The following is a 21450-nucleotide window of genomic DNA, read 5'->3' as shown; positions in this document are numbered from 1 at the left end:
CCATTTGTGAAGAGGCGGGCGACGGTGGCGGGCCGGGCGGCCCGCGCGCCCTCGTCTAGGAAATCGTGTACAGGTCTTCTTGCTCGTGACCTTCGCCGAGGAGTTCGGAGCTCAGGTAGTCCTCGTCGGACAGCGTCATCCCGCGGTCTCGCGCGACGGCACCGAAGGTGCGCTGGGACGCCTCGTTGTCCGGGCTGATGGTGGTGCGCAGGCGCACCACGCCGCGCTCGGCCAGCCGGTCCATGAGGCTGTGCAGCAGTCGCGCCGCCAGTCCCTTGCCGCGCTGGTCGGCGTCGACGCCGACCTGCCACACGAAGATCGTGTCCGGCTCCGAGGGGCGGATGAATCCGGTGACGAATCCGACGACCCGGCCCTCGACCTCCACCACCACGGAGCTCTCCGAGAACTCCGCCCCCCACAGCACGTAGGCATAGGAGGAGTTGAGGTCGAGAACGCCGCTGTCTCGGGCGATCTCCCACATGCGGGTTCCGTCGGCCGCGGTGGGCACACGGAACAGCGCGTCGGACGAATCAGGGTTACGGGGTACTACTCGTTCTCCTGGGTTCATAGTCGGTGTCCACCGTAGTGACGTCCCCACGTTGTTGCATCACCCTTCCCCAATTCGTTACCTGAAAACACGATGAGTGTGCAGGTGGCCGCCGGGGAGTGAGGTCGGTCACGGCGCAGTCTCCGACAACGGTTCCGGCGAAGGCTCTGCGGTGACAGAATCAGGGCATGGACGCCAACCCGATCACCGAATTCGACGAGGCGCGAAGTCTGCAGCTTCTGGGCACCGTCTCCCTGGGACGCCTGGTCACCGTCTCCGAGGGCCGTGCCGACATTTTCCCCGTCAACTACGCGCTCTCCCCGGAGGGCAAGCTGTTCTTCCGCACCGCGGAGGGCTCCAAGCTCGCCGGAATCACGGTCCATCCGGATGTCGTGTTCCAGGTCGATCACATCGAGGGCGACGATGCCTGGTCGATCGTCGTGCGTGGGACGGCGCGACGGCTCGACAGCTTCGCGGAGATCAACCGCGCGGAGGATCTCGGGCTCAAGCCCTGGATCCCGACCCTGAAGTACAACTTCGTCGAGATCACGCCCGAGAAGATCTCCGGCCGCGGATTCACCTTCGGCGAGGAGCCGGAGCGCTACACCGGTTACTGACCCACGCCCCACTGGTCTGCGCCCACCCAGCCGCCTAGAACGGTGGTGGGTCGATGAGTTCGTCGAGGCGTTCGTGGAGTAGGGCGCGGATGCCTTTTTCGATGTCGCTGTGGTGAGGTTTGTTGCGGGCCCACCAGCGGCTGGCGCTCTCGGGGGTGGCGCTGGCGGGGGTGGCTTTCTCGGGCGTGGTGTCGGTGGCCGCGCCGGTGGTGGAGCCGGCGGCGTCCGTGCCCGTGCCGGGCGCGGGTGGGGCGGGGTCAAAGGTGCGGGCGCGTTCGGCCTTGCGGCGTTCGGTGTTGCGGCGTTCGGTGCGGTGGCGGGAGGCGCGGCGCGACCAGAACGTCGGCTCCGCGTCGGCCTGCTCGTCACCGGTGGGCCCGGGGCTGCGACGTTGCTGCCGGGTCCACGCCTCGGTCTCGGCGCGCGCCTGTTCACGCCGGTACTCGGCCAGTGGGCCGGAGGGTCGGGTGAGCATGGTCGAACCGTCCGGGGTGCGCACCAGCAGGGTGCCGTCGGGCTGCAGGTCGTAGATCCAGTCGGAGAAGGTCTTGAACCGGTGATGGCGCCGGCACATCGCCGCGAGGTTGCCCTCGATGGTGTGCCCGCCCCGCTGGGGGTCGGCGTGATCGAACGGCACCACATGGTCCAGATCGCAGGCCTCGGCCGGGATCGCGCAGCCGGGGTGGCGACAGGTGCCGTCCCGCAGCCGGATCCGGCGGGCCAACTGGGCACCGGGCCGGTACTTCAGGGCGGCGCGGGCGTCATCGGCGGCCCCGATCCGCGGATCGATGGGCTCGAAGGTGGCGCCGTCGCTGGTGGCGAGCATGTCCAGCAGGGCCTGCAGGGCGGCCTGGCCGGAGCGGGTGAACTCCACCCGGGCACCGCCAGCGTCGCGGGCGGTGTTGCCGGTGGCGATGACGGTGACCTTCGGCCGCAACGCCACCCCGGCACCAGGCGCACCGGGCCGGCCGGGGCGGGCGGGGGTGCCGGCTAGGCCGGGATCGCCGCACACCAGGGACATCAGGGCGTCGGCGCGCCGCTCGGCGATCGAGTAATCCTCGACCTCGCCAGCGCCATCACTGTCGGCCGCGCCGCCGCCGCCGGCGTTGGCGGCGGCTTGGGCGTCGGCGTACTTGTGGTCTTTCACGCGTTGGTCGAGGGCCTCGGCCAGGACGGCTGCTTCCTCGGTGGCCAGGATCGCCGAGACGCTGGACATGCCGTCGACGCCCTTGTGGAACCGCACCCCGCGGGTGCGGGCGGCTTCCTGACGGCGCAGGCGGATGCCGTTCGCGTCGTAGCGGGCGATGATCGCATCGACGTTGCCGCGGATGGCTTTCTCACCAAGGCGCACCCCGCCCTCGATCGCGGCGAGGTACTCCTCGACGACCTGCCGCTGCACCGCCTCGAGCACATCGACGTGGACGGTGGCCATCTGCGAGGCCAGGATATTCGCGGCCTGCAGATCCAGCCGCCCCTGCGCCATCGCGGACAGGATCGCCGGATACCGCAGGTGCAGATCGAGGGCGAAGGTGATCATCCGTTCGGCCCGGCCCGTCGAGATCGCCATCGCCGACACCACGTACCCGGCCGCGACATCGATCGGATCGAGTACCGCATGACCGGGCCGACACTCACCGCGGCCCGCCCCGGACTCCTCCCGGCGCTGGCATTCGACAAACAACTCGTAACAGGCCACGAACCGGCGCGCCGCCGCACGATTCTCGCCCATCCACCCCTCACGCGCCGCCGCCCGCAACCCCGACAGCGACACGGGCGCCGCGGAACCGGCGCCGCCACCAGACGGGGACGGACCACCGGCCGCGGCGTCTTCGTTCCCGCCCATGTGCCCCACCCCCTGCCCGTGCGTACGGTCTCGAATCTGTGTTCTATGATACGCACGCACATTCGAACAGGCAAGGGTCACACATCATCAAATAGCCCCAGCCGAGAACACGCGGGACCGTCGTGCTCACCCCAGCGACGCGGCCACCGCCGCCTTCGCCCACTGCCCCACCCCGATAAGGGTCGCCGACGCCGCGCCGCACCAGTCGCCGTAGCCGAGCAGGAACAGTCCCGGGACGCCCGGCACCTCGACGCCACTCGTGAGGACCCGTCCGTCGCGACGCGGCAGCAACCCCCGCAAGTGACCCAACGCCGGCCGGAAGCCGGTACACCAGATCACCGCGTCGACCGGCTCGCGTCGACCGTCCGACCACTCCACACCGGCCGCGGTGAACCGCTCGAACATCGGCGTCGCCTCCAGGAGGCCGACGTCACGGGCTGCGCGGACCGGCGGCACCACGACGATGTCGCCCAGCTCGGCGATGCCGCCGCCGGACTCCCCCACGCCCCGGATGGCCGCGTTGGCGACGCGGAAGAGTTCGCGGCCGTCGACATCGTCGGGCAGGTAGCGGGGCGGGCCGGTTGTACACCAGGTCAGCGACCCGCCGGAGTCGGCGAGTGGTCGCGCGAGGTCCGCGGCGATCTGGGCGCCCGAGTTCGCGCCACCGACCACAACGACGCGCCTGCCCTCGAAGTCCGACGGGCCCCGGTAGGCGGCGCTGTGCAGCTGCCGGCCACGGAAGTCGGCGGCTCCCGGATAGGTGGGGACGAAGGGGCGTCGATAGGTACCGGTCGCACTGATGACCGCCCGTGCGCGCCACGAGCGACCGTCAGCGGCCCGGATGAGGAACACCTTGTCGTCGTGGTCCTGGTCGTCGTCGTGGTTGTCGTCGTGGCCGTCGTCGCCGTTGGTGGCGTTGGTGGCGTAGCCGCCCTCTCGCCCTGCCCCCGGCCGCTCCACGGCGACCACCGTCACCCCGCGCCGCACGGGGAGGTCATAGTACTCCTCGTACCCGCGCAGGTAGTCCACGACGTGGGCCGCGCCGGGATTGGCGCCGTCGTCGGTGCGGGGCATGCGGCGGCCCGGCAGGGACGAGAAGTCGGCGGGCGAGAACAACCGCAGGGACGGCCAGGTGTGCGGCCACGCGCCGCCGGGCTCGTCCGAGGCGTCGAGGATCTCGAAGTCCGCGCCGGCGCGGCGGAGATAGAAACCGGCCGCGAGGCCCGCCTGGCCCCCGCCGATCACCACAACATCGCGCACGACCGCGTCCGACACCTCGCCACCCCCTTCGGAACGGTCCTGAACTGTTCCTATCGACGGTTATCGGTCACAGCGCCCGACCGATGACCTCCTTCATGATCTCGTTCGTGCCACCGTAGATCCGCATGACGCGGGCGCCGGCGAACTTCTGCGCGATGGGGTACTCCATCATGTAGCCGTAGCCGCCGAACAGCTGGAGGCAGCGGTCCACCACGTCGTCGAGCATGTCGGTGGCCTGCAGCTTGGCCATCGACGCGGTGACGGCGTCGAGCTCCCCTGCGATCTCCCGGGAGATGCAGTGGTCGACGAACGTGCGGGTGGCCATGACCTGGGTCTTGCAGTGCGCCAGCTCGAAGCGGGTGTTCTGGAAGTCCAGGATCGGCTTGCCGAACGCCTGCCGCTCGCGGACGTACTCGAGCGTCTCGATGACGGCGGCCTCGGCCATGGCCAGCGCGTCCACGGCGATCGCCAGGCGCTCGCGCGGGAGCTGGTTCATGAGCTGGTAGAAGCCCTGCCCCTCCTCGCCGCCGAGGAGGTTGGCCGCGGGCACGCGCATGTCGTTGAAGAACAGCTCGGCGGTGTCCGCGCCGTGGCGGCCCATCTTCTCCAGCACGCGCCCGCGCTCGAAGCCCGGCGTCGTGGCCTCCACGGCGAACAGGGCCATGCCCTTGTGGCCGGCGTCGAGGTCGGTCTTGGCCACCACCACCACGAAGTCGGCGGAGCCACCGTTGGAGATGAAGGTCTTGGAGCCGTTGATGACGTAGTGGTCGCCGTCCCGCTTGGCGGTGGTGCGCACGCCCTGCAGGTCTGACCCGGCGCCGGGCTCGGTCATGGCGATGGCGGAGATCCACTCACCCGAGCAGATCTTCGGCAGCCACTCGCGCTTCTGCTCCTCCGTGGCGTAGTTCGCCACGTAGTGGGGGGTGATGGTGGAGCCGACGCCCATGCCGAAGGCGGTGTCCCCGGAGTGGACGAGCTCCTCGGTGACGAGGTACTCCATGCCCGGGTCGCCGCCCTGGCCGCCGAACTCCTCGGGCACGTCGAGGCAGATGAGGCCGGCCTCGCCGGTGCGCAGCCAGGTCTCGCGGTCCACGTGCTTCTGTGTGGACCACTTCTCCTGGTTGGGCGTCATCTCCTTGGCGAAGAACGCGCGGGCGTGCTCGCGGAGCAGCCGGTGGTCGTCGGTCTCCCAGGTGGGGCGGTAGTCGGGGAAGAGTGCGGACACTGGGGGCCTCCATGAGGGGACGACGACGATGAGGTTCGCGGCAAGTTTACGTGTGCCCGTTCCGGCGACGGCGGGCACGCGAGCACCGAGGAGGGCCATACTCGGGTCATGAACGATTCCCCGGACCGGCCAGAGAACGCAGCCCAGCCCGAGAAGGCCACCACCCCGGCATCCTCGGGCCATTCCGTGCCCGAGGCGTTCCCCACCGACTGGACCCGAGGGCTGGTCCTGGTCGCCCACCCCGACGACCCCGAGTACGGGATGTCCGCCGCGGTGGCGCGCTGGACGGCCGAGGGCCGCAGCGTCGTCTACGTCCTGGCCTCCAGCGGCGAGGCCGGGATCGAGGGGATGGCACCGGCGATCGCGGGGCCGATCCGCGAGGAGGAGCAGCGGCGGTCCTCGGCGATCGTCGGTGTGGACGAGGTGGAGTTCCTCGGTTTCCCGGACAGCCGGATCGTCAACAACGCCGAACTGCGCGACGCGGTGGCCGACGCGATCCGCCGCCATCGCCCGGACGTGGTCATCTCCCTGTACTCCGGTGAGGAGTTCGGGCCGGGGATGCCCAACCAGAGCGATCACATGGAGTTCGGAGCGGCCGTGGGGGCCGCGTACGACGACCTGGTCGCCGCGGTCGGGGTGGACGCCGCGGAGGGGCGTCCGCAGATGTGGTTCGAGTCCTCGCCCGAGGTGACGCACTACGTCGACGTGAAGGGCTTCGTCGAGCCGGCCGTCGACGCGCTGGCCGAGCACTCCGAGTACCTGTCGGTGCTCGACCCGGAGACGCCGGTGCGGGACCAGGCGCGCGCGCAGGTCGAGGCCGTGTGCGCGTCGCGTGAGGGACTCGCCGGCGGCAACCCGGTGGTGGGCTTCCGGCGCATGCGGCCCTGAGCCGGGGGCGGACTCGGGGTCAGATCGATCCCTCCGCCGGCCGCAGGCGCTCGACGATCTCGTCGGCCCACTCGGCGTGGGGTGACGACATGGTGCCGTCGCCCGGACGACTGACGTAGGTCAGCCAGAAGCGCTGCGCGCCCTCGCCGACGACCGCCGAGTACACCAGTGCGCCCTCCGGGCCGATGATGTCCTGCTGGACCGCGGGGAGCACCCGGAACGACACCGACCAGCCGTCGCCGACGCGCGTGGAGAGCGGTTCGATCCGCTCCTCGACCGGCCGCCCCGGGACGGGGAGCAGGAACTGACCCATCCCGTTGGCCAGTGCGAGCGCCGCGAGCTGGTTGTCCGGGTTCTCCGGGTCGAACAGGTCCTCGGTGAGGCGAGCGGCCAGCACGACCCCGTCCGAGCGGCTCGGATCGTCGGCAGCCGCGACCGGACTCATGACGGTACTGCCGAAGACCAGCTCCCCCGACTCCGCGCGCCACCCCTCGGGGACCCGGATGACCAGGCCGGTCTCGGGATCGACATGGTCGGAACCGGCCGCCACCTGGATCTTCGGGGACAGGGTGCGCACCCCCGGGGCGTACGTCGCCGACGAGACGACCACCGTCACGACCGCGGCGACCACCGCCAGGACGGCGACGAGCGCCACCACGAGGATGGTCCGGCTCCGGCCGGCGGACGGGTTCTGCCCAGACGTCATTCGCCCAGCGTAGGCGGCCGGGTTTCCCGCAGCGTGATGTTGACCCTCCCCGGCTCCGCGCCCAGCACCTCGCGGCACCACGCGGGGGCGCTGCCGTCGAAGACCTTCGGGACGCCGTGGAAGGCCATCCGCGACGGCCCGCCGAACACCACGAGGTCGCCCGACTCCAGGCGCACGTCGGTGTACGGGCGCCCGCGGTGCTCCGGGGTCCCGAAGCGGAACGTGCACGCATCACCCAGGCTCAGCGAGACGACCGGTGCCATGCACGCCTCGTCGCGGTCCTGGTGCAGGCCCATCGTGGATCCACGGCCGTAGAGGTTCACCAGGGCGGTATCCGGGGTGTAGTCAGCAGTACGGTCGGCCCCGGGCGTGTGTGCCGACCCCGTGACCGCCGGCTCCACCGCCGCTGCCGCCGCGAGCCCGTTCCGCGCCGCCCGCACCAGCCAGTCCGGGACCGGCGGTACCACCTCGTCGTCGTCGTACCGGTACGGCACCCAGTGGCGCCCCAGGCTGAACGTGCGCACCGACATCCGGCCCCCGCCCGGCAGCACTATCGAGCGAGGCACGCGCACGGCGGCCCAGTCCACGCACGCCCGGAGGAGGAACTCCTGCTGCTCCCGACTCAGCCAGTCGGGTACGTGCACGGCGCCGGGGCCCAGGATGGTGGGCGCGCGGTCGACGCCGAACAGGGGATCGGTCACCCCAGGTCCGTGCCCAGCACCGCCCACGCCTGCTCCGCCAGCTCCGGGGTCGCGGCCGCCACGACCGTGCCGCCCTCGAGCGGCTGGCGGCCGTCCGGGCCGGTGATCACGCCGCCCGCGGCCTCGATGATCGGGATCAGCGCCACGATGTCGTACGAGTTCAGGTCGGCCTCCACGACCAGATCGACGCGCCCCGCGGCGAGCATGCAGTAGGCGTAGCAGTCCCCGCCGAAGCGCTGCAGGCGGACCCGGCGGCCGAGCTCGTCGTAGCGGCTGCGCACCTCGCCGTCGTCACCGAACATCGACGGGTGGGTGGTGTACATGATCGCCTCGGACAGCTCCGTGCACCCCGACGCGCGCAGGTCGATCGCGCCCGGGCCGTCGGAGCGGCGCCGCACGGTGGCGCGGCCGTGCACGGCCGCGAAGGTCTCGCCCAGGATCGGCTGGTCCATCCACCCGGCCACGGCGCGGCCGTCCTCCACCACGCCGACGAGCGTTCCCCACCCGGCCATCCCCGTCATGAACGCCTTGGTGCCGTCGATCGGGTCCAGGTACCAGGTCCGGGCGGCGCCGGCCGGCCCGGTCTCGCCGTTCTCCTCCCCCACGATCCGGTCGCCCGGGTAGACGTTCGAGATCCCCGCCCGCAGCAGCGCCTCGATCGCACGGTCGGCCTCGGTCACCGGGTCGTAGCGCCCGTCCGTCGCGCCGTTCCCGGCGTGCCCTGACTCACCGCGCCCGGCCACGCCGTTCTTGTCCGCGGCGGCCAACGACTCGAGGTCACCGTGGAAGTGCCGACGGGCGATGCGGCCAGTGGCGGCGAGGAGCTCGTCGAGGCGCTCGGTCAGGTCGTGATCCAGGGGGCGTGCGGGCCGTGACGTCATGCCCCCATGGTGCACCACGCCCCGCCACCGTCCCGACGGATCGGCGCATGTGCGCCCTCTACGCCCGCCGATCCGGCTACCGTGGGCGCACCCGAACACGGAACGCACCACCCACGGATGGAGCCGAGATGCGATGACCGCCCTGATGGACTTCATCTCCACCCGCCGCTTCCAGCTCGCGACGGACTCGTGGCAGCACATCAGTGCCACCGTGCAGGCCGTGCTCATCGCGACGCTGCTCTCGGTCGCGCTCGGGGTGGCCGTCTACCGCAGTCGGTCGGGGTCCGCGATCGCCACCGGCCTGGCCGCCACCGCCCTGACCGTCCCGTCGTTCGCGCTGCTCGGCCTGCTCATCCCGGTCCTCGGACTGGGCGTCCTGCCCACCATGACCGCACTGGTGATCTACGCGGTGCTGCCGATCCTGCGCAACACCATCGTCGGCCTGGACGCCGTGCCCGCGGCGACCGTCGACGCCGCCCGAGGGGTGGGGATGAGCCGGATCGGGGTGCTGGGCCGGGTCGAGATCCCGCTGGCGTGGCCGTCCATCCTCGCCGGGATCCGCATCTCCACCCAGATGTCGATGGGCATCCTCGCCATCGCCGCGTACGCCAAGGGCCCGGGGCTGGGCAACCTCATCTTCGCGGCCCTGTCCCGGGTCGGCACGCCCACCGCGCTGCCGATGGCGCTCACCGCGACCGTGCTCATCGTCGTCCTCGCGCTCGTCCTCGACGCGCTCCTCGTCCTGCTCGGACGTCTCACCATCAGGGGGAACCAGTGAGCACCTCAGAACCCGTATCCGGCGTGCCGATCGTGCTGGACGACGTCACCAAGGTCTACCCCGGTCAGGAGCGCCCGGCGGTGGACCACGTCTCGCTCGAACTGCCGGCCGGGCGGACCACCGTGTTCGTGGGCCCGTCCGGCTGCGGCAAGACCACCACGATGCGGATGATCAACCGCCTCATCGAGCCCACCTCCGGCACGATCACGATCGACGGCGAGGACAACCGGACCCTCGACGCCGACACCCTGCGCCGCAGCATCGGCTACGCCATCCAGGCCTCCGGACTGTTCCCGCACATGACGGTCGCGCAGAACGTCGGCACCGTCCCGCGGCTGCTCAAGTGGAAGAAGTCGCGCATCCGTGAGCGGGTGGACCAGATGCTGGAGCTGGTCGGTCTGGACCCGTCGGACTACCGCGACCGCTACCCCGCGCAGCTCTCCGGTGGTCAGCAGCAGCGCGTCGGCGTGGCCCGGGCGCTGGCCGCGGACCCGCCGGTGCTGCTCATGGACGAGCCGTTCGGGGCGGTCGACCCCATCACGCGCGCGTCACTGCAGGACGAGCTCGTGCGGCTGCAGGACGAGCTACGCAAGACCATCGTCTTCGTCACCCACGACTTCTCGGAGGCGGTCAAGCTCGGGGACCGGATCGCGGTGCTCGGCCCCGGATCGTCGGTGCTGCAGTTCGACACCCCGGAGGCGATCCTCACCAATCCCGCCGACGAGACGGTGAGCGGGTTCATCGGCGACGACGCCGCGCTGAAGACACTGACCCTCCGGCGCGTGGGGGACGTGGAACTGCAAGGGGCGACGACGGCGAGGGCCTCCGAGAGCCCGACCGATTTCGCGGCCCGGTTGCGCGGAACCAGCGACGAGTGGGCCGTGGTGCTCGACGACGCCGGCCGCCCCCTGCGCTGGGTGCGCGGGGACCGGGTGTCGCGAATGCCGGACCTGGGCTCGGGCGGGTTGCCGATCACCGGCACCGTGACGGTCGACTCCTCGCTGCAGGAGGCGCTGGACGGACTGCTGTCCACGGCGAGCGCCACCACGGTGGTCGTGGACCGGGACGGGGCCTACTGCGGCACCATCGGGATCGACGACCTGGTCGCCGAGTTGCGGCGTATCCACCACCGGCACAACGACGAGGGCCTCGCCGAGCAGGACGTGGCGCCGTGAGCGCCCCCGCCACGGCGACGCGCGGGGGCTCCGCCGGTCGTGGTGGCGCTGCCAATGGGGTCGCCGCTCTCCAGGACTCCGCGCGGCTGATCGTGCAACCGCTCCTCATCGTGGCCGCGGCCGTGGGCGTGCTGTGGTGGGCGTTCTCCAGCGAACTGGACGAGACACAGAAGGCCTCGCTCAACGCCGCCTCCATCACCCAGCGCACGCTCGAGCACGTGCAGATCACGGTGACGGTCGTGGCGATCGTCGTGGCGGTCGGCGTGCCGCTGGGGATCCTGCTCACCCGCAGGCGCACGCGGTTCCTCGCACCCGTGGCGGTGGGGTTCGCCAACATCGGCCAGGCGGCGCCCGCGATCGGCCTGATCGTGCTCCTGTTCCTGGCCACCAACCGGACAGGGTTCTGGATCGGTGTGCTGCCGGTCGCGTTCTACTCCCTGTTGCCGGTGCTGCGGAACACCATCGTGGGGATCCGTAACGTCGACCCCGCACTCATCGACGCGGCGCGCGGACAGGGGATGTCGAGCGGACGGGTCCTGCGCACGGTCGAATTGCCGCTCGCGGTGCCGTTCATCCTCGCCGGCCTGCGCACCACCCTCGTGCTGGCGGTGGGCACGGCGACGCTGAGCTTCCTCGTCGACGCCGGCGGGCTGGGGATCTTCATCGACACCGGATACCGGCTGCAGGACTACACCACCCTCGTGGTCGGCTCGGTGCTGGCGGTGTGCCTGGCGCTGTTCGTCGACTGGCTCGGCGGGGTCGGCGAGATCCTGTTCAATCCGAAGGGGCTGCGATGACGCGCGCCGGGCCGACACGAACCGGGCTGACACGAACAAGGCGCCTGGTCGCCGCGCTCCTGGCCACCGTGATGCTGGCGACGGGATGTGGGCTCAACAACGGCGGTTCCGTCCCGCTGCCCGTGGGCCCCGGCCCCGAGGGCACCGTCCCCGCGCTGGAGGGAGTGCGCATCACGGTCGGCGGCAAGGACTTCACCGAGGGCGTGATCGCCAGCTACCTGGTGGAGTTCCTGCTGGCGGCCGCGGGGATGGAGGTGTCCGACATGTCGTCACTGGCCGGGTCGAACAGTTTCCGCCAGGCGTTGGTGACCGGGCAGGTCGACATCGGCATGGAGTACACCGGCACCGCGTGGATGAGTTACCTGGGCAACTCCGACCCCATCCGCGATCCGCAGGGGCAGTGGGAGGCGGTGCGTGACGCCGACCTGGCCGAGCACGACCTGAGGTGGCTGGCCCCCACCACCGTGGACAACACCTACTCGTTCGCGATGAACCGGGCCACCGCCGAGGAGACCGGGGTGCGCACGTTCTCCGAGTACGCCGAGTTGGCCCGGACCGATCCACAGGCGGCTCTGACCTGCATGGAGACTGAGTTCTCCGTGCGTCGCGACGGCTGGCCCGGGCTGGCGGAGGCCTACGGGTTCGACGCGGACGCCGTGCCCACGCCGATCATGCAGCCGGGGATCATCTACCAGGCGACCTCGGTCGGCCGGGAGTGCCGGTTCGGCGAGGTCTACACCACCGACGGCCGGATCAAGGGCCTGGACCTGCTGGTGTTGGAGGACGACCAGCGCTTCTTCCCCGTCTACAACCTCGCGACGGTGGTCCGCGGTGAGATGCTCGACGCGCACCCGGAGATCGAGGACGTCCTCGCACCGCTGGTGGACATCCTCACCAACGAGGTGATGGTGGAGATGAACATGCGTGTCGACGTCGACGGCGAGGATCCCGCGCTGGTCGCACGCGATTTCCTCGAGGACCGGGGGTTGGTCTCGGTGGACTGACCGCAGGTGCGCCCCCGCGCGGCCGGATGCGCCCGCCCGCCCGGTGACACACAATCGGATACCACTACCAGGAGGTGCCCTGTGTCCAGGAGGTCGATCGTCTCGCTGCCGCGGACGGCCGCGCGACTACCGCGGATGATCCCCGACCTGGCGCATCTGCCACCCGGGCGGATCGTCACGCTCGCGGACGGTGTCACCACGAAGGTCCACGACACCGGCGAGGAGCACCTCGCACCGGCGATCCTGCTGCACGGGATGGCGGCCACCGGGATGCTGAACTGGTACCAGACGTTCGAACGGCTGCGGGGCGAGTACCGGCTCATCGCGTTCGACCAACGCTGGCACGGCAAGGGCTTCCACGGGGATTTCCGGTTCGAGACCCTCGCTGAGGACGTGCTGCGGGTCGCCGACCACCTCGACCTGGCGGCACCGGTGGTGGGCGGCTACTCGATGGGCGGGATCGTCGCCCAGCTGGCGGCCCGCCGCGACCCCTCCCGGCTCGGCGGCCTCGTGCTGGCCGCCACCGGGACGGGCGCACAGCGCAATGCCCTCGAGAAGGTCGCACTCAGCGGGTTCACCCGCTCCCAGCCGCTGCTCAACACCGTTCCGGAGGAGGTCGGCGAGGTGGTGGAGGAACAGGTCGACGACGAGGCGCTCAGGCCGCACGCGTGGGCGCTGCGCGAGTTGTCGTCGGTCTCGCTCGCCACGCACCGCACCGTGATCGCCCAGGTGGCCGGGTTCAACTCGACACCCTGGCTCCACGAACTCACCCTGCCCGTCGCGGTGGTCAAGACCACCCGTGACCTCGCGTTCCCGCAGTGGATCCAGGACGAGATGGCCGATCTGCTGCCGCACAGCGCCGTGTTCCCGATCCACGCCGGCCACGCAGTCTGTGCCACCCACCCCGGCACGTTCGCCCGCCGGATGCGCACCGCGATCGGCTGGGTCGTGTCGAACGCGCGCTAGAGCGCCGAGTACCGCACCGCGGTCACCACGAACACCACCAGGGCGATCACGCCCAGGACCACGCCCGCCAGTGCGCGACGTGGGTTCGCATCGTCGTTGGTGAGCCAGCCGGTGGGCCAGCGGGCGAGCAGGCCGAACGCGACGGCCATCAGGCCCGCGAGGAACGCGATGATGTTGAGCACCGGCACCCACGAGATCACCAGGGCCCCGACACCCAGCACCAGCGCCCGGGTCCCCAGGTCCATGCCGTCGGACGAGCGCCTGCGTGGCGAGGCGGCCTCGGAGCGGGGGCGGAGCGGCATGAGTGCAGCCTAGTCGCCGGGGCGTCCCCGCTGGTCGTCCAGACGAGCGACCCGCCGGCCCCCGGCGGTCTGCCGGTACGAGGATTCGACGAGCTCAGCCACCTCATCCCAGTCCGGTCCACGGCCGCCACCGTCCACTCCACCGTCCAGCGGCAATGCCAGCCAGCCGGCCGGCCCGTAGTACGCCGGGACGTGGAATCGCTCGTCCTGCGCCAGCGCCGCGCGCTCCCCCGGATCCGGCAGGAACAGGAGTGCCCGGGCCAGGAGGGGGTCCGAGTGATCCCCCTTGACCGAGCCGCCGTACACCGCGAACACCTTGGTCGTGTACCAGGTGGGCCGGCCGTGCGAGATCTTCTCGCCGGCGTCCGGCAGCGCGAGGCACACCTCCCGCAGACGCGTCAGCAGAGGATCCGCGGCGTCGAACATGATCGGATGACCCACACGGCCGAGACTACGACCGCCGACCGCATCATCCCGGGCGAACGGTCGCCGAAACCCGCCGCGGGCCGACTCAGCCCCCGAACTGCCCCGCGACGAACCCCGCCAGCAGCACCGCGAACCCGCCCATCTCGCCGACGATGAGCGCCACCATGCCGATGTGCAGCGTCGCCGTGGGGTGCTCGAACTGGTTGGTCGTGTCCCTCCGCGCGCCGTGGAGGATGTAGCTGCCGATCGCCACCAGGAAGAAGAAGACCACCACTGCTGCCGCTGTCAGGTTCACCCAGGTCGGCCAGCTGCTCAGCTCGACGAACGCGGCGATGAGCAGCGTCGCGAACGAGTACAGCAGCGAAGCCCGGTGCGCGATGTCGACGTACGGGTGGGCGAGGTGATCGGCGGTGGTGGCCATCTGCCGGTACTTCCACACCCCCAGGCCGAGCGCCAGCAGGAAGATGAGACCCGCGGCGAGCAGGGTGAGGCGCGTGTCGAGGCCGAGTTCCATGGATCCTTCCGAAGTGCACTTGACAGCAGTGCGTGATTTGTATGCTTCACGACCATAGGACAGCGCGCTGACCTGCGCGCTCGTTCGCGCGCGATCGCACACGGGAGGCCTCATGGACGCGCAGGTGGTGCACGCCGCGGCAGTGCAACTGGAAGGCGTGCCGGGGCACGTGGACCTCACACTGGGTCGACTGGAAAAGATGATCGTGGAGGCCGCCGGGCGGGGCGCGCGCCTGATCGCGGTGCCGGAGTTCTGCACGTCGCCGGTGCCGATGCGCGGGCAGGTCCACGACGCGGTCCTGCCGCGCGAGAACGTGGCCGTCGAGATGTTCCGACGCCTCGCCGCACGCCACTCCGTCACCGTCGGTGGGTCGATGCTCGTGGCCGACGACGACGAGGTGTTCAACCGCTATCACCTGGTCGAACCCGACGGACGCGTGCACATCCATGACAAGGACCTGCCGACGATGTGGGAGAACTGCTTCTACACCGGCGGCGGCTTCTACGCGGACGGCAGCGACGACGGGGCGTTCGTCACCGGGCTCGGCGGGGTGGGGGTGGCGAGCTGCTGGGAGCTGATCCGCACCGGGACCGTGCGCAGGCTCCGGGGGCGCGTCGCGGTGGCGGTGACCGGGACCCACTGGTGGACGGTCCCGGACAACTGGGGCGGGCTGACCCGGCGAGCGCTCGGTTCGCTCGCGCGGTACAACAGGGACCTGTCGGAGAACGCGCCGGCGGAGTTCGCCCGGCGGCTGGGCGCGCCCGTGCTGCAGGCCTCCCACTGCGGGGCGCTGCGGACGGACTTCCTGTTGCTGCCCGGTTCCGACGCATCGGTGCCGTACGCCACGGAGTTCGTCGGCGCCACCCAGATCGTGGACGCCTCGGGCACCGTCCTGGCCACCAGACGCACGGACGAGGGGCCCGGGATCGTCTACGCGGACGTGCCCCTCGGAGCCACGGACCCCGTCACGCCGCTGGAGGACCGGTTCTGGATCCCCGACCTGCCTCCGCTGCTACGCGGGTACTGGCACCAGCAGAACGTCGCGGGCAGGAGCTACTACCGCCGCCGAGGTCGCGTAGCCGGGCTGCGCGCGGCGCATCACAGGTGCACGTCGTTGTAGGCCCGCTCGTCCTCGATCGGCTCGAGGTGTGTGGTGATGTGCGAGCTCGGCAGGACCGCGTGGATCTCCTGCTCCACGGTCTCCACGAGGTCGTGCCCGCGTTCGACGCTCCACTGACCGGGCACCAACGCGTGGAACTCGACGAAGCGCCACCTGCCCGACTCCCTCGTCCGCAGTTCGTGGAAGTCGACGCGGCCGGGTTCGCGGTGGCGTTCGAGGACCTCCTCGATCGCCCGGTTGTCCTCGTCGGGGAGCGTGGCGTCCATCAATCCCATCCCCGATTCGTGTACCAGTCGATAGCCGATGAACAGGATGTTCAGTCCCACGCCGATCGCGACGATCGGGTCGAGCACCTCCCAGCCGGTGGCCCAGGCCAGTGCCAGCCCGGCGACGACGCCGACCGACGTGATGACGTCGGTGACGAGGTGCTTGCCGTCGGCCTTCAGGGTGGGTGACCGGTGACGGGTCCCCGCTCGCACGAGCGCCACACCCACCACGCCGTTGATCACGGCGGCGCCCACCGAGATCGCCAGACCGATGCCGAGTGCCTCCAGCGGTTCCGGATTGATCAGCCGCTCGACGCTGACGACCAGGATGAACGCGGCGGCGACGAAGATCATCGCGCCCTCGACACCCGCGGAGAAGTACTCGGCCTTGGAGTGGCCGTACTGGTGGTCGTCGTCGGCCGGGCGCTCGGCGACCGTGATGGCGCCGAGCGCGATCACCGCGGCCACGAGGTTGACCACGGACTCCGCGGCGTCGGAAAGCAGGCCGACCGAACCGGTGACCCACCAGGCCGCGATCTTGAGCACGATGGTCACGATCGCCGTGGCCACGGACAGCCACGCGAACTTCTTCAGAGTCGACACGTCCCAGCAGCCTAGTCCCGCACGCAGGAGACCTCCTGCCCGTCGCCCGTTGTCGGTAGGCTCGGTGTCATGCATGTGGGACTGGCCTGGCTCGGAGCAGCGGTGTTGCTCGCCGCCGGAGAGGCGGCCGGGGGCGAGCTGTTCATGCTCATGCTCGCCGGCGGCGCCCTCGGCGGTTCGGCCGCGGCGTTCCTGGGCGCGCCGGTCTGGGGGCAGGCCCTGGCGTTCGCCCTCGTCTCCCTCGTCCTCGTCCTGGGGGTCCGCCCCCTCGTCCGGCGGCGCCTGCTCGCCGCACTCCCCGAGCACGACACCAACACCGCCGCGCTCACCGGCCGGGACGGCACCGTCGTCGAGGCGATCGGTGCGGGCGGCGGACTGGTCGAGATCGCGGGCGACACCTGGACCGCGCGTCCGCTCCTCGAGGGCGAGACGTTCGAGGCCGGGGACAAGGTCCTCGTGCACCAGATCGAGGGCGCCACGGCGATCGTCGTGCGTGGCATCTAGAAGGCGCTGGTCTCCGGCCAGCGGACACGCACGAGAAGCATCGGAGGAACCATGGAAGGCTTGATCTTCCTCGCCGTCATCGTCATCCTCATCGCCTCGGTGGTGGTGAGCTCGGTCAAGCTCATCCCCCAGGCGGAGGCCGCGGTCATCGAACGGCTCGGCCGTTACCAACGCACCGTGAGCGGCCAGCTCACGCTCATCATCCCCTTCATCGACCGGGTGCGCGCCAAGGTCGATCTGCGCGAGCGGGTCGTGACCTTCCCGCCGCAGTCGATGATCACGGAGGACAACCTCACACTGAGCATCGACACGGTGGTCTTCTTCCAGGTCACCGACCCCAAGGCTGCGGTCTACGAGATCAACAACTACATCGTGGCCGTCGAACAGCTGGCCACCACCACCCTGCGCAACGTCGTCGGTGGGCTCACCCTCGAGCAGACGCTCACCAGCCGCGACATGATCAACAAGCAGCTGCGCGGGGTGCTCGACTCCGAGACCGGACGCTGGGGCCTGCGCGTGGCCCGGGTCGAGCTGCGGTCCATCGATCCGCCGATGTCCATCCAGGAGTCGATGGAGAAGCAGATGAAGGCCGACCGCGAGAAGCGCGCCACCATCCTCACCGCCGAGGGACAGCGCGAGGCCGCGATCACCACGGCGCAGGGTGCCAAGCAGGCAGCCATCCTCGACGCCGAGGGCAACAAGCAGGCCTCGATCCTCAACGCCGAGGCCGACCGGCAGTCCCGCATGCTGCGCGCCCAGGGTGAGCGCGCAGCCCGCTACCTCGTGGCCGAGGGCCAGGCCGCCGCGATCGCCCGGGTCAACGCCGCGGTCAAGTCCTCCAAGCCCACGCCGGAGATGCTGGCCTACCAGTACGTGCAGAACCTTCCGGAGATGGCCAAGGGCGAGGCCGCCACGATGTGGATGATCCCCTCGCAGTTCGGCGATTCGCTGGAGAACTTCGTCAAGTCCGTCGCCAAGAAGGACGACGACGGGGTGTTCCGCTACGAGCCGGCCGACGTCGACTCCGATGCCGATCTGCCGTCGGCGCCCGACGAGTGGTTCGACACCTCCACCGACCCGGAGATCGCCCGGTCCGTGGCCGCCGCGGAGGCGGCGGCCAAGAGTACGACCTCGGTGATGGACGAGCAGCCGAGCCGGCCCAAGCCCAAGCCCGGCGTGTTCGACATGGTCCCGGAGTCGGAGGGTGGCGTGGCGCCCGACAGCCCCTCGCAGTCGGCAGGCCAGGACACCCCCGCGATCGGCGGGCCTCAGGCTCCCGGGCCGGGGCAGCCGTCCGGGTTCGACCAGGCCGCTGACCAGCGGTCGGGCGAGGGTGCCTACCCCGTCGATGGTGGCGACCAGCCCCGGCGGTGACCCCCGACGGGTGGCATTCCGCGCAGCCACCTCGGCCGGGCGTCGTAACATGGGGGCGTGACTCGTAACACTGGCCTGGGTGGTGGCCGCGCGCCTGACGCCGAGGATGTCCGGTTGATCGAGACGGCGTCCGCGGTGTTCGCCGAGCGTGGCATCAAGGGCACGAGCACCGACGACATCGCGCGGGCGGCCGGTGTCACCCGCGTGACCCTGTACCGGCGTCTGGGGCCGCGGGACGACATCCTCCGCGCCATCTACGCCCACGAGGCGCAGCGCCTGATGATGACCGTCAACGCGCGCTACACGCCCTTCGAGTCCCTGCAGTGGGACCCGGTGAGGCACATCGAGGACCTGCTGGTCGGGACCGTCTTCGACATCCGGCAGAACGAACTGCTACGTCGGCTCGTCGAGGTCGACAAGGTCGAGGCCATGGCGTTGCTCGCGGGCCAGTCCGACACGGTCCTGGACGCGATCACCGAGATCCTCGCCCAATTCGTCCGAAGCACGTGGAACGCGGACGTCCACACCCGCCAGATGGACGACGAGGAGTGCGAGCAGCTCTCCCGCGAGGTCGCCAGCGTGGTCGGCCGGTTCCTCCATTCACTGGTCGTGATGACGGACGGCCCGCCCGCGGTCGACACGGAGGAGCAGATCCGGGCACTGGCCCGTCGCGTGCTCGTGCCGATGATCCTGCAGCGCTGAACGCTGCATCCTCCTGCGCTGAACGCTGCACCCTCCTGCGCTGAACGCTGCACCCTCCTGCGCTGAACGCTGCACCCTCCTGCGCTGAACGCTGCACCCTCCTGCGCTGAACGCTGCACCCTCCTGCGCTGAACGCGCTGTCCCCCTACAGCCCCCCGGGGAGCTCCTCGGCACCGAGTTCGTGGGCCAGCGCGCTCTCCAGCCACGGATGACGAAAACGGTGGTCCACGCCGGTCAGCGCTGTCGGCAGGATCCGCTGACTCGCCAGGGCGAGCTCGTCCGAACCCCGCCCGCCCAGGACGAGCGCCGGGGCCCATCCGGGCACCGGGACGACCGTCGGGCGCCGCAGGACCGAACCGAGAACCCGGGTGAACTCGGAATTGGTGACCGGTTCGGGGGCTATGGCGTTGACCGGGCCCGTCACCGCAGGGTCGACGATCGCCCGCAGGTAGATGTCGGTGAGGTCGTCCAGCGAGATCCACGACATCCACTGCCGTCCCGAGCCGAGGCGGCCGCCGAGCCCGGAGCGCGTGATGGCGGCCAGCGGCGGGAGCATCCCCCCGGAACCGGACAGCACGATGCCCGTGCGCACGTTCACCACCCGGGCCCCGGCGAGACGTGCGGGCTCGCAGTCGCGCTCCCAGTCGACGACGATGTCGGCGACCGGACCGGAGCCGGGAGCGGAGTCCTCGACGAGCCGCTCGTCGCCGCGGTCGGCGCCGTAGTAGCCGATCGCCGACGCGGACACGAGGGTGGTGGACCCGCCGCGGGCGGCGACGAGTTCGGCGAGACGCCGGGTGGGGCCCACGCGACTGTCGCGGACGAGTTCGAGATGCCGGTCCGTGAAGCGCCCAGCGATGGGGGCACCGGCGAGATGGACCAGGACGTCGACGCCCTCGAGGAGGTCAGCGGCGGGATCGCCGGTGTCCCAGTGGCGCTCCCCCGGGCCACGGGCGTCGCCGCGGACGAGGCGGATGACCCGGTGTCCGGCGACCCCGAGCAGCGCGGTGAGGGCGGTGCCCACGAGGCCCGACGCGCCGGTGACGGCGACGGTCAGAGCGCGGTTGTCGTACCGGGCGAGGCTGTCGAGGTCGGCGGCCATCTGGCGGTACCGGTAGGCGAACACCGGCGAGAGCATCCGGCCGGGCACCCGGGCGTCGACCCTGTCGCCGAGCAGGGCGGTGCCGTCCGGACCGGCCGTCAGCGTATGCGTGTGGACCCATCCGGTCGTCGCGGCGTACGGCTGGGACACGCAGCGGTCGACGAACCGCTCACCCTCGATGAACCCGGCGGGATCGTGCTGCGCGAGCCAGCGGGGTCCGAAGCGGACTCCGAGAGGTCCCGGCAGCGCCGTACGCGGTTCGAGGACCGCCACGCCGTCCCGCAGTGAATCGGCCTCGCTCACCGGTCGCAGCGGCATGAACGGGGGCGAGAGCCGGCGGAAGGCGCCGGGCGAGGCGAAGTAACGCCACGCCTCGTCGGGGGTGGCCGGAACCGTGCAGGTGAGATCGATGCTCATCGGGTGCTCATCACGGCAGTAGGCACAGTGGGGTCACGTCGCCGCGGCCGCCCGCCATAGGAACGGTGAGGAAGGCGCATGACCACCAACCGCGGTCCTCGATCACATCGCGGACGGTGGACCACTGCTCGGCGTCGAGGACCGGCTCGCGACTGAGCACGAACCCGGAGGACCGCGTGGGGTCGCCCACGATGGCCAGCGAGTAATCGTCGGCCAGGTAGGTGATCCGGTAGTTGACGGGTCCGCCCTCGTCCTGGAACGGGACCATCGGGAAGTTGACCCGGAGCGAGGCGTTGGTGTCGGTGTCGCGGACCTTCGCCTCGCCCTCGATCACCGAGTCCGAGCTGATGGCCGAGCCGCACGAGTTGCGCACGGAGACCGTGCCGGGCGCGGTCACCGCGTACTCGGCCCTGGTGTCGTTGGTGCACTGCAGCGTGTACGGCTGCGGGATGGCGGCGACCTGGAACCACTCTCCCTGATACCGCTCGAGGTCGACGGAGTCGACCTGGGTGAGCTCGGGTCCACCGAGGGAGCCCACGGCGACACCGTCGGGCAGGAGCTGCGAGGAGCCGCCGCCGAGGCGTCCGCCGTCGGTGACGTCCTGGGCGCTGGCCACGGGGGCGGTGCCCAGGCCCGCCGCGAGGAGCGGCGCGACGGCCAGGGGCGTCATCAGGCCTCGCAGGCGGGACCGGGACGGGCCGGGGCGGGAGCTGGTGCTGGTGCGGGCGGCGG

Annotated in this window: 24 protein-coding genes; 11 read left to right on the top strand and 13 right to left on the bottom strand. The window is 70.8% G+C overall.

Translation table 11 applies throughout. The features are described 5' to 3' along the window. Window positions 1-55 precede the first annotated feature (55 nt). Window positions 56-568: a diaminobutyrate acetyltransferase gene (ectA, locus tag Q2K20_RS00895; protein ID WP_067715900.1), complete on the bottom strand. Its 513-nt coding sequence runs from the start codon at window positions 566-568 to the stop codon at window positions 56-58. A 167-nt stretch (window positions 569-735) separates the two neighbouring features. On the opposite strand from ectA, the gene Q2K20_RS00890 reads away from it, so the two are divergent. Further along, window positions 736-1164, top strand: a complete 429-nt coding sequence (locus tag Q2K20_RS00890; RefSeq protein ID WP_096906631.1) for a pyridoxamine 5'-phosphate oxidase family protein — start codon at window positions 736-738, stop codon at window positions 1162-1164. 34 nt (window positions 1165-1198) lie between these two features. On the opposite strand, the gene Q2K20_RS00885 is transcribed toward Q2K20_RS00890, so the two are convergent. From Q2K20_RS00885 to Q2K20_RS00875, 3 genes are all read right to left on the bottom strand, one after another. Further along, window positions 1199-3007 carry an HNH endonuclease signature motif containing protein gene (locus Q2K20_RS00885; RefSeq protein ID WP_317176521.1) on the bottom strand — a complete coding sequence of 603 codons (1809 nt, stop codon included), beginning with the start codon at window positions 3005-3007 and terminating at the stop codon, window positions 1199-1201. 126 nt (window positions 3008-3133) lie between these two features. After that, window positions 3134-4282 carry an NAD(P)-binding domain-containing protein gene (locus Q2K20_RS00880; RefSeq protein ID WP_317176520.1) on the bottom strand — a complete coding sequence of 383 codons (1149 nt, stop codon included), beginning with the start codon at window positions 4280-4282 and terminating at the stop codon, window positions 3134-3136. 52 nt (window positions 4283-4334) lie between these two features. Further along, window positions 4335-5492 carry an acyl-CoA dehydrogenase family protein gene (locus Q2K20_RS00875; RefSeq protein WP_317176519.1) on the bottom strand — a complete coding sequence of 386 codons (1158 nt, stop codon included), beginning with the start codon at window positions 5490-5492 and terminating at the stop codon, window positions 4335-4337. Window positions 5493-5600: 108 nt separating this feature from the next. On the opposite strand from Q2K20_RS00875, the gene Q2K20_RS00870 reads away from it, so the two are divergent. Next, window positions 5601-6380: a PIG-L family deacetylase gene (locus Q2K20_RS00870; protein WP_317176518.1), complete on the top strand. Its 780-nt coding sequence runs from the start codon at window positions 5601-5603 to the stop codon at window positions 6378-6380. Window positions 6381-6399: 19 nt separating this feature from the next. On the opposite strand, the gene Q2K20_RS00865 is transcribed toward Q2K20_RS00870, so the two are convergent. From Q2K20_RS00865 to Q2K20_RS00855, 3 genes are read right to left on the bottom strand one after another with little or no spacing between them, the layout of a single operon-like run. After that, window positions 6400-7086, bottom strand: a complete 687-nt coding sequence (locus Q2K20_RS00865; protein ID WP_269503417.1) for an APA family fibronectin-binding glycoprotein — start codon at window positions 7084-7086, stop codon at window positions 6400-6402. Then, entirely contained in the window at window positions 7083-7787 is a 705-nt protein-coding gene (locus tag Q2K20_RS00860; RefSeq protein WP_096906625.1) for an alpha-ketoglutarate-dependent dioxygenase AlkB family protein, read from the bottom strand. The genes Q2K20_RS00865 and Q2K20_RS00860 overlap by 4 nt, the downstream gene beginning before the upstream one ends. Then, a complete protein-coding gene (locus Q2K20_RS00855; RefSeq protein ID WP_096906624.1) occupies window positions 7784-8668 on the bottom strand; it encodes an inositol monophosphatase family protein in 885 nt (294 codons plus the stop codon). Before Q2K20_RS00855 ends, Q2K20_RS00860 begins: the two co-directional genes overlap by 4 nt. Before the next feature lie 133 nt (window positions 8669-8801). Between Q2K20_RS00855 and Q2K20_RS00850 the strand changes: the two genes are divergently transcribed. The 5 genes from Q2K20_RS00850 to Q2K20_RS00830 all read left to right on the top strand — a co-directional run bounded on the left by Q2K20_RS00850 (window position 8802) and on the right by Q2K20_RS00830 (window position 13388). Next, a complete protein-coding gene (locus tag Q2K20_RS00850) occupies window positions 8802-9446 on the top strand; it encodes an ABC transporter permease (RefSeq protein ID WP_067719103.1) in 645 nt (214 codons plus the stop codon). Next, a complete protein-coding gene (locus Q2K20_RS00845) occupies window positions 9443-10621 on the top strand; it encodes an ABC transporter ATP-binding protein (RefSeq protein WP_317176517.1) in 1179 nt (392 codons plus the stop codon). The genes Q2K20_RS00850 and Q2K20_RS00845 overlap by 4 nt, the downstream gene beginning before the upstream one ends. Beyond that, window positions 10618-11418, top strand: a complete 801-nt coding sequence (locus tag Q2K20_RS00840) for an ABC transporter permease (protein WP_410494158.1) — start codon at window positions 10618-10620, stop codon at window positions 11416-11418. The genes Q2K20_RS00845 and Q2K20_RS00840 overlap by 4 nt, the downstream gene beginning before the upstream one ends. Next, window positions 11415-12422: a glycine betaine ABC transporter substrate-binding protein gene (locus tag Q2K20_RS00835; protein WP_317176516.1), complete on the top strand. Its 1008-nt coding sequence runs from the start codon at window positions 11415-11417 to the stop codon at window positions 12420-12422. Before Q2K20_RS00840 ends, Q2K20_RS00835 begins: the two co-directional genes overlap by 4 nt. 81 nt (window positions 12423-12503) lie before the next feature. Then, window positions 12504-13388 carry an alpha/beta fold hydrolase gene (locus Q2K20_RS00830; RefSeq protein WP_227022194.1) on the top strand — a complete coding sequence of 295 codons (885 nt, stop codon included), beginning with the start codon at window positions 12504-12506 and terminating at the stop codon, window positions 13386-13388. On the opposite strand, the gene Q2K20_RS00825 is transcribed toward Q2K20_RS00830, so the two are convergent. The 3 genes from Q2K20_RS00825 to Q2K20_RS00815 all read right to left on the bottom strand — a co-directional run bounded on the left by Q2K20_RS00825 (window position 13385) and on the right by Q2K20_RS00815 (window position 14630). Further along, a complete protein-coding gene (locus tag Q2K20_RS00825; RefSeq protein ID WP_067719096.1) occupies window positions 13385-13690 on the bottom strand; it encodes a hypothetical protein in 306 nt (101 codons plus the stop codon). The genes Q2K20_RS00830 and Q2K20_RS00825 overlap by 4 nt on opposite strands. Before the next feature lie 9 nt (window positions 13691-13699). Then, window positions 13700-14131 carry an MmcQ/YjbR family DNA-binding protein gene (locus tag Q2K20_RS00820; RefSeq protein WP_163376214.1) on the bottom strand — a complete coding sequence of 144 codons (432 nt, stop codon included), beginning with the start codon at window positions 14129-14131 and terminating at the stop codon, window positions 13700-13702. A 70-nt stretch (window positions 14132-14201) separates the two neighbouring features. Continuing rightward, entirely contained in the window at window positions 14202-14630 is a 429-nt protein-coding gene (locus Q2K20_RS00815) for a hypothetical protein (RefSeq protein WP_069389911.1), read from the bottom strand. Between the two features lie 112 nt (window positions 14631-14742). Between Q2K20_RS00815 and Q2K20_RS00810 the strand changes: the two genes are divergently transcribed. Then, window positions 14743-15750, top strand: coding sequence for a carbon-nitrogen hydrolase family protein (locus tag Q2K20_RS00810; protein WP_194307282.1), 1008 nt, complete (start codon window positions 14743-14745; stop codon window positions 15748-15750). Here Q2K20_RS00810 and Q2K20_RS00805 read toward each other — a convergent pair. Continuing rightward, on the bottom strand, window positions 15729-16619 hold the full coding sequence (locus tag Q2K20_RS00805) for a cation diffusion facilitator family transporter (RefSeq protein ID WP_069389912.1): 891 nt from the start codon (window positions 16617-16619) through the stop codon (window positions 15729-15731). The genes Q2K20_RS00810 and Q2K20_RS00805 overlap by 22 nt on opposite strands. 69 nt (window positions 16620-16688) lie before the next feature. Between Q2K20_RS00805 and Q2K20_RS00800 the strand changes: the two genes are divergently transcribed. From Q2K20_RS00800 to Q2K20_RS00790, 3 genes are read left to right on the top strand one after another with little or no spacing between them, the layout of a single operon-like run. Continuing rightward, the gene (locus Q2K20_RS00800) at window positions 16689-17123 is read left to right on the top strand and encodes an NfeD family protein (RefSeq protein WP_069389913.1); all 435 of its coding nucleotides are present in this window, start codon (window positions 16689-16691) and stop codon (window positions 17121-17123) included. Window positions 17124-17174: 51 nt separating this feature from the next. Next, the gene (locus Q2K20_RS00795) at window positions 17175-18497 is read left to right on the top strand and encodes an SPFH domain-containing protein (protein WP_067719082.1); all 1323 of its coding nucleotides are present in this window, start codon (window positions 17175-17177) and stop codon (window positions 18495-18497) included. 57 nt (window positions 18498-18554) lie between these two features. Next, window positions 18555-19199: a TetR/AcrR family transcriptional regulator gene (locus Q2K20_RS00790; RefSeq protein WP_067719079.1), complete on the top strand. Its 645-nt coding sequence runs from the start codon at window positions 18555-18557 to the stop codon at window positions 19197-19199. A gap of 145 nt (window positions 19200-19344) precedes the next feature. On the opposite strand, the gene Q2K20_RS00785 is transcribed toward Q2K20_RS00790, so the two are convergent. Beyond that, window positions 19345-20718, bottom strand: a complete 1374-nt coding sequence (locus Q2K20_RS00785; RefSeq protein ID WP_159148269.1) for a TIGR01777 family oxidoreductase — start codon at window positions 20716-20718, stop codon at window positions 19345-19347. A gap of 10 nt (window positions 20719-20728) precedes the next feature. Beyond that, window positions 20729-21388: a lipocalin family protein gene (locus Q2K20_RS00780; RefSeq protein ID WP_268093163.1), complete on the bottom strand. Its 660-nt coding sequence runs from the start codon at window positions 21386-21388 to the stop codon at window positions 20729-20731. Window positions 21389-21450 lie beyond the last annotated feature (62 nt).

The sequence above is a fragment of the Dietzia sp. IN118 genome (assembly GCF_032905965.1).
GTDB lineage: Bacteria > Actinomycetota > Actinomycetes > Mycobacteriales > Mycobacteriaceae > Dietzia > Dietzia kunjamensis.
The sequence above is the reverse complement of the archived record's forward strand: the minus strand, read 5'-3'. Positions and strand labels throughout refer to the sequence as shown.

Coding starts and splice junctions, on each gene's coding strand:
- Q2K20_RS00780 (WP_268093163.1), bottom strand. CDS start 21,388: ATGACGCCCCTGGCCGTCGCGCCGCTCCTCGCGGCGGGCCTGGGCACC.
- Q2K20_RS00870 (WP_317176518.1), top strand. CDS start 5,601: ATGAACGATTCCCCGGACCGGCCAGAGAACGCAGCCCAGCCCGAGAAG.
- ectA (WP_067715900.1), bottom strand. CDS start 568: ATGAACCCAGGAGAACGAGTAGTACCCCGTAACCCTGATTCGTCCGAC.
- Q2K20_RS00835 (WP_317176516.1), top strand. CDS start 11,415: ATGACGCGCGCCGGGCCGACACGAACCGGGCTGACACGAACAAGGCGC.
- Q2K20_RS00795 (WP_067719082.1), top strand. CDS start 17,175: ATGGAAGGCTTGATCTTCCTCGCCGTCATCGTCATCCTCATCGCCTCG.
- Q2K20_RS00865 (WP_269503417.1), bottom strand. CDS start 7,086: ATGACGTCTGGGCAGAACCCGTCCGCCGGCCGGAGCCGGACCATCCTC.
- Q2K20_RS00825 (WP_067719096.1), bottom strand. CDS start 13,690: ATGCCGCTCCGCCCCCGCTCCGAGGCCGCCTCGCCACGCAGGCGCTCG.
- Q2K20_RS00785 (WP_159148269.1), bottom strand. CDS start 20,718: ATGAGCATCGATCTCACCTGCACGGTTCCGGCCACCCCCGACGAGGCG.
- Q2K20_RS00855 (WP_096906624.1), bottom strand. CDS start 8,668: ATGACGTCACGGCCCGCACGCCCCCTGGATCACGACCTGACCGAGCGC.
- Q2K20_RS00885 (WP_317176521.1), bottom strand. CDS start 3,007: ATGGGCGGGAACGAAGACGCCGCGGCCGGTGGTCCGTCCCCGTCTGGT.
- Q2K20_RS00800 (WP_069389913.1), top strand. CDS start 16,689: ATGCATGTGGGACTGGCCTGGCTCGGAGCAGCGGTGTTGCTCGCCGCC.
- Q2K20_RS00810 (WP_194307282.1), top strand. CDS start 14,743: ATGGACGCGCAGGTGGTGCACGCCGCGGCAGTGCAACTGGAAGGCGTG.
- Q2K20_RS00850 (WP_067719103.1), top strand. CDS start 8,802: ATGACCGCCCTGATGGACTTCATCTCCACCCGCCGCTTCCAGCTCGCG.
- Q2K20_RS00815 (WP_069389911.1), bottom strand. CDS start 14,630: ATGGAACTCGGCCTCGACACGCGCCTCACCCTGCTCGCCGCGGGTCTC.
- Q2K20_RS00890 (WP_096906631.1), top strand. CDS start 736: ATGGACGCCAACCCGATCACCGAATTCGACGAGGCGCGAAGTCTGCAG.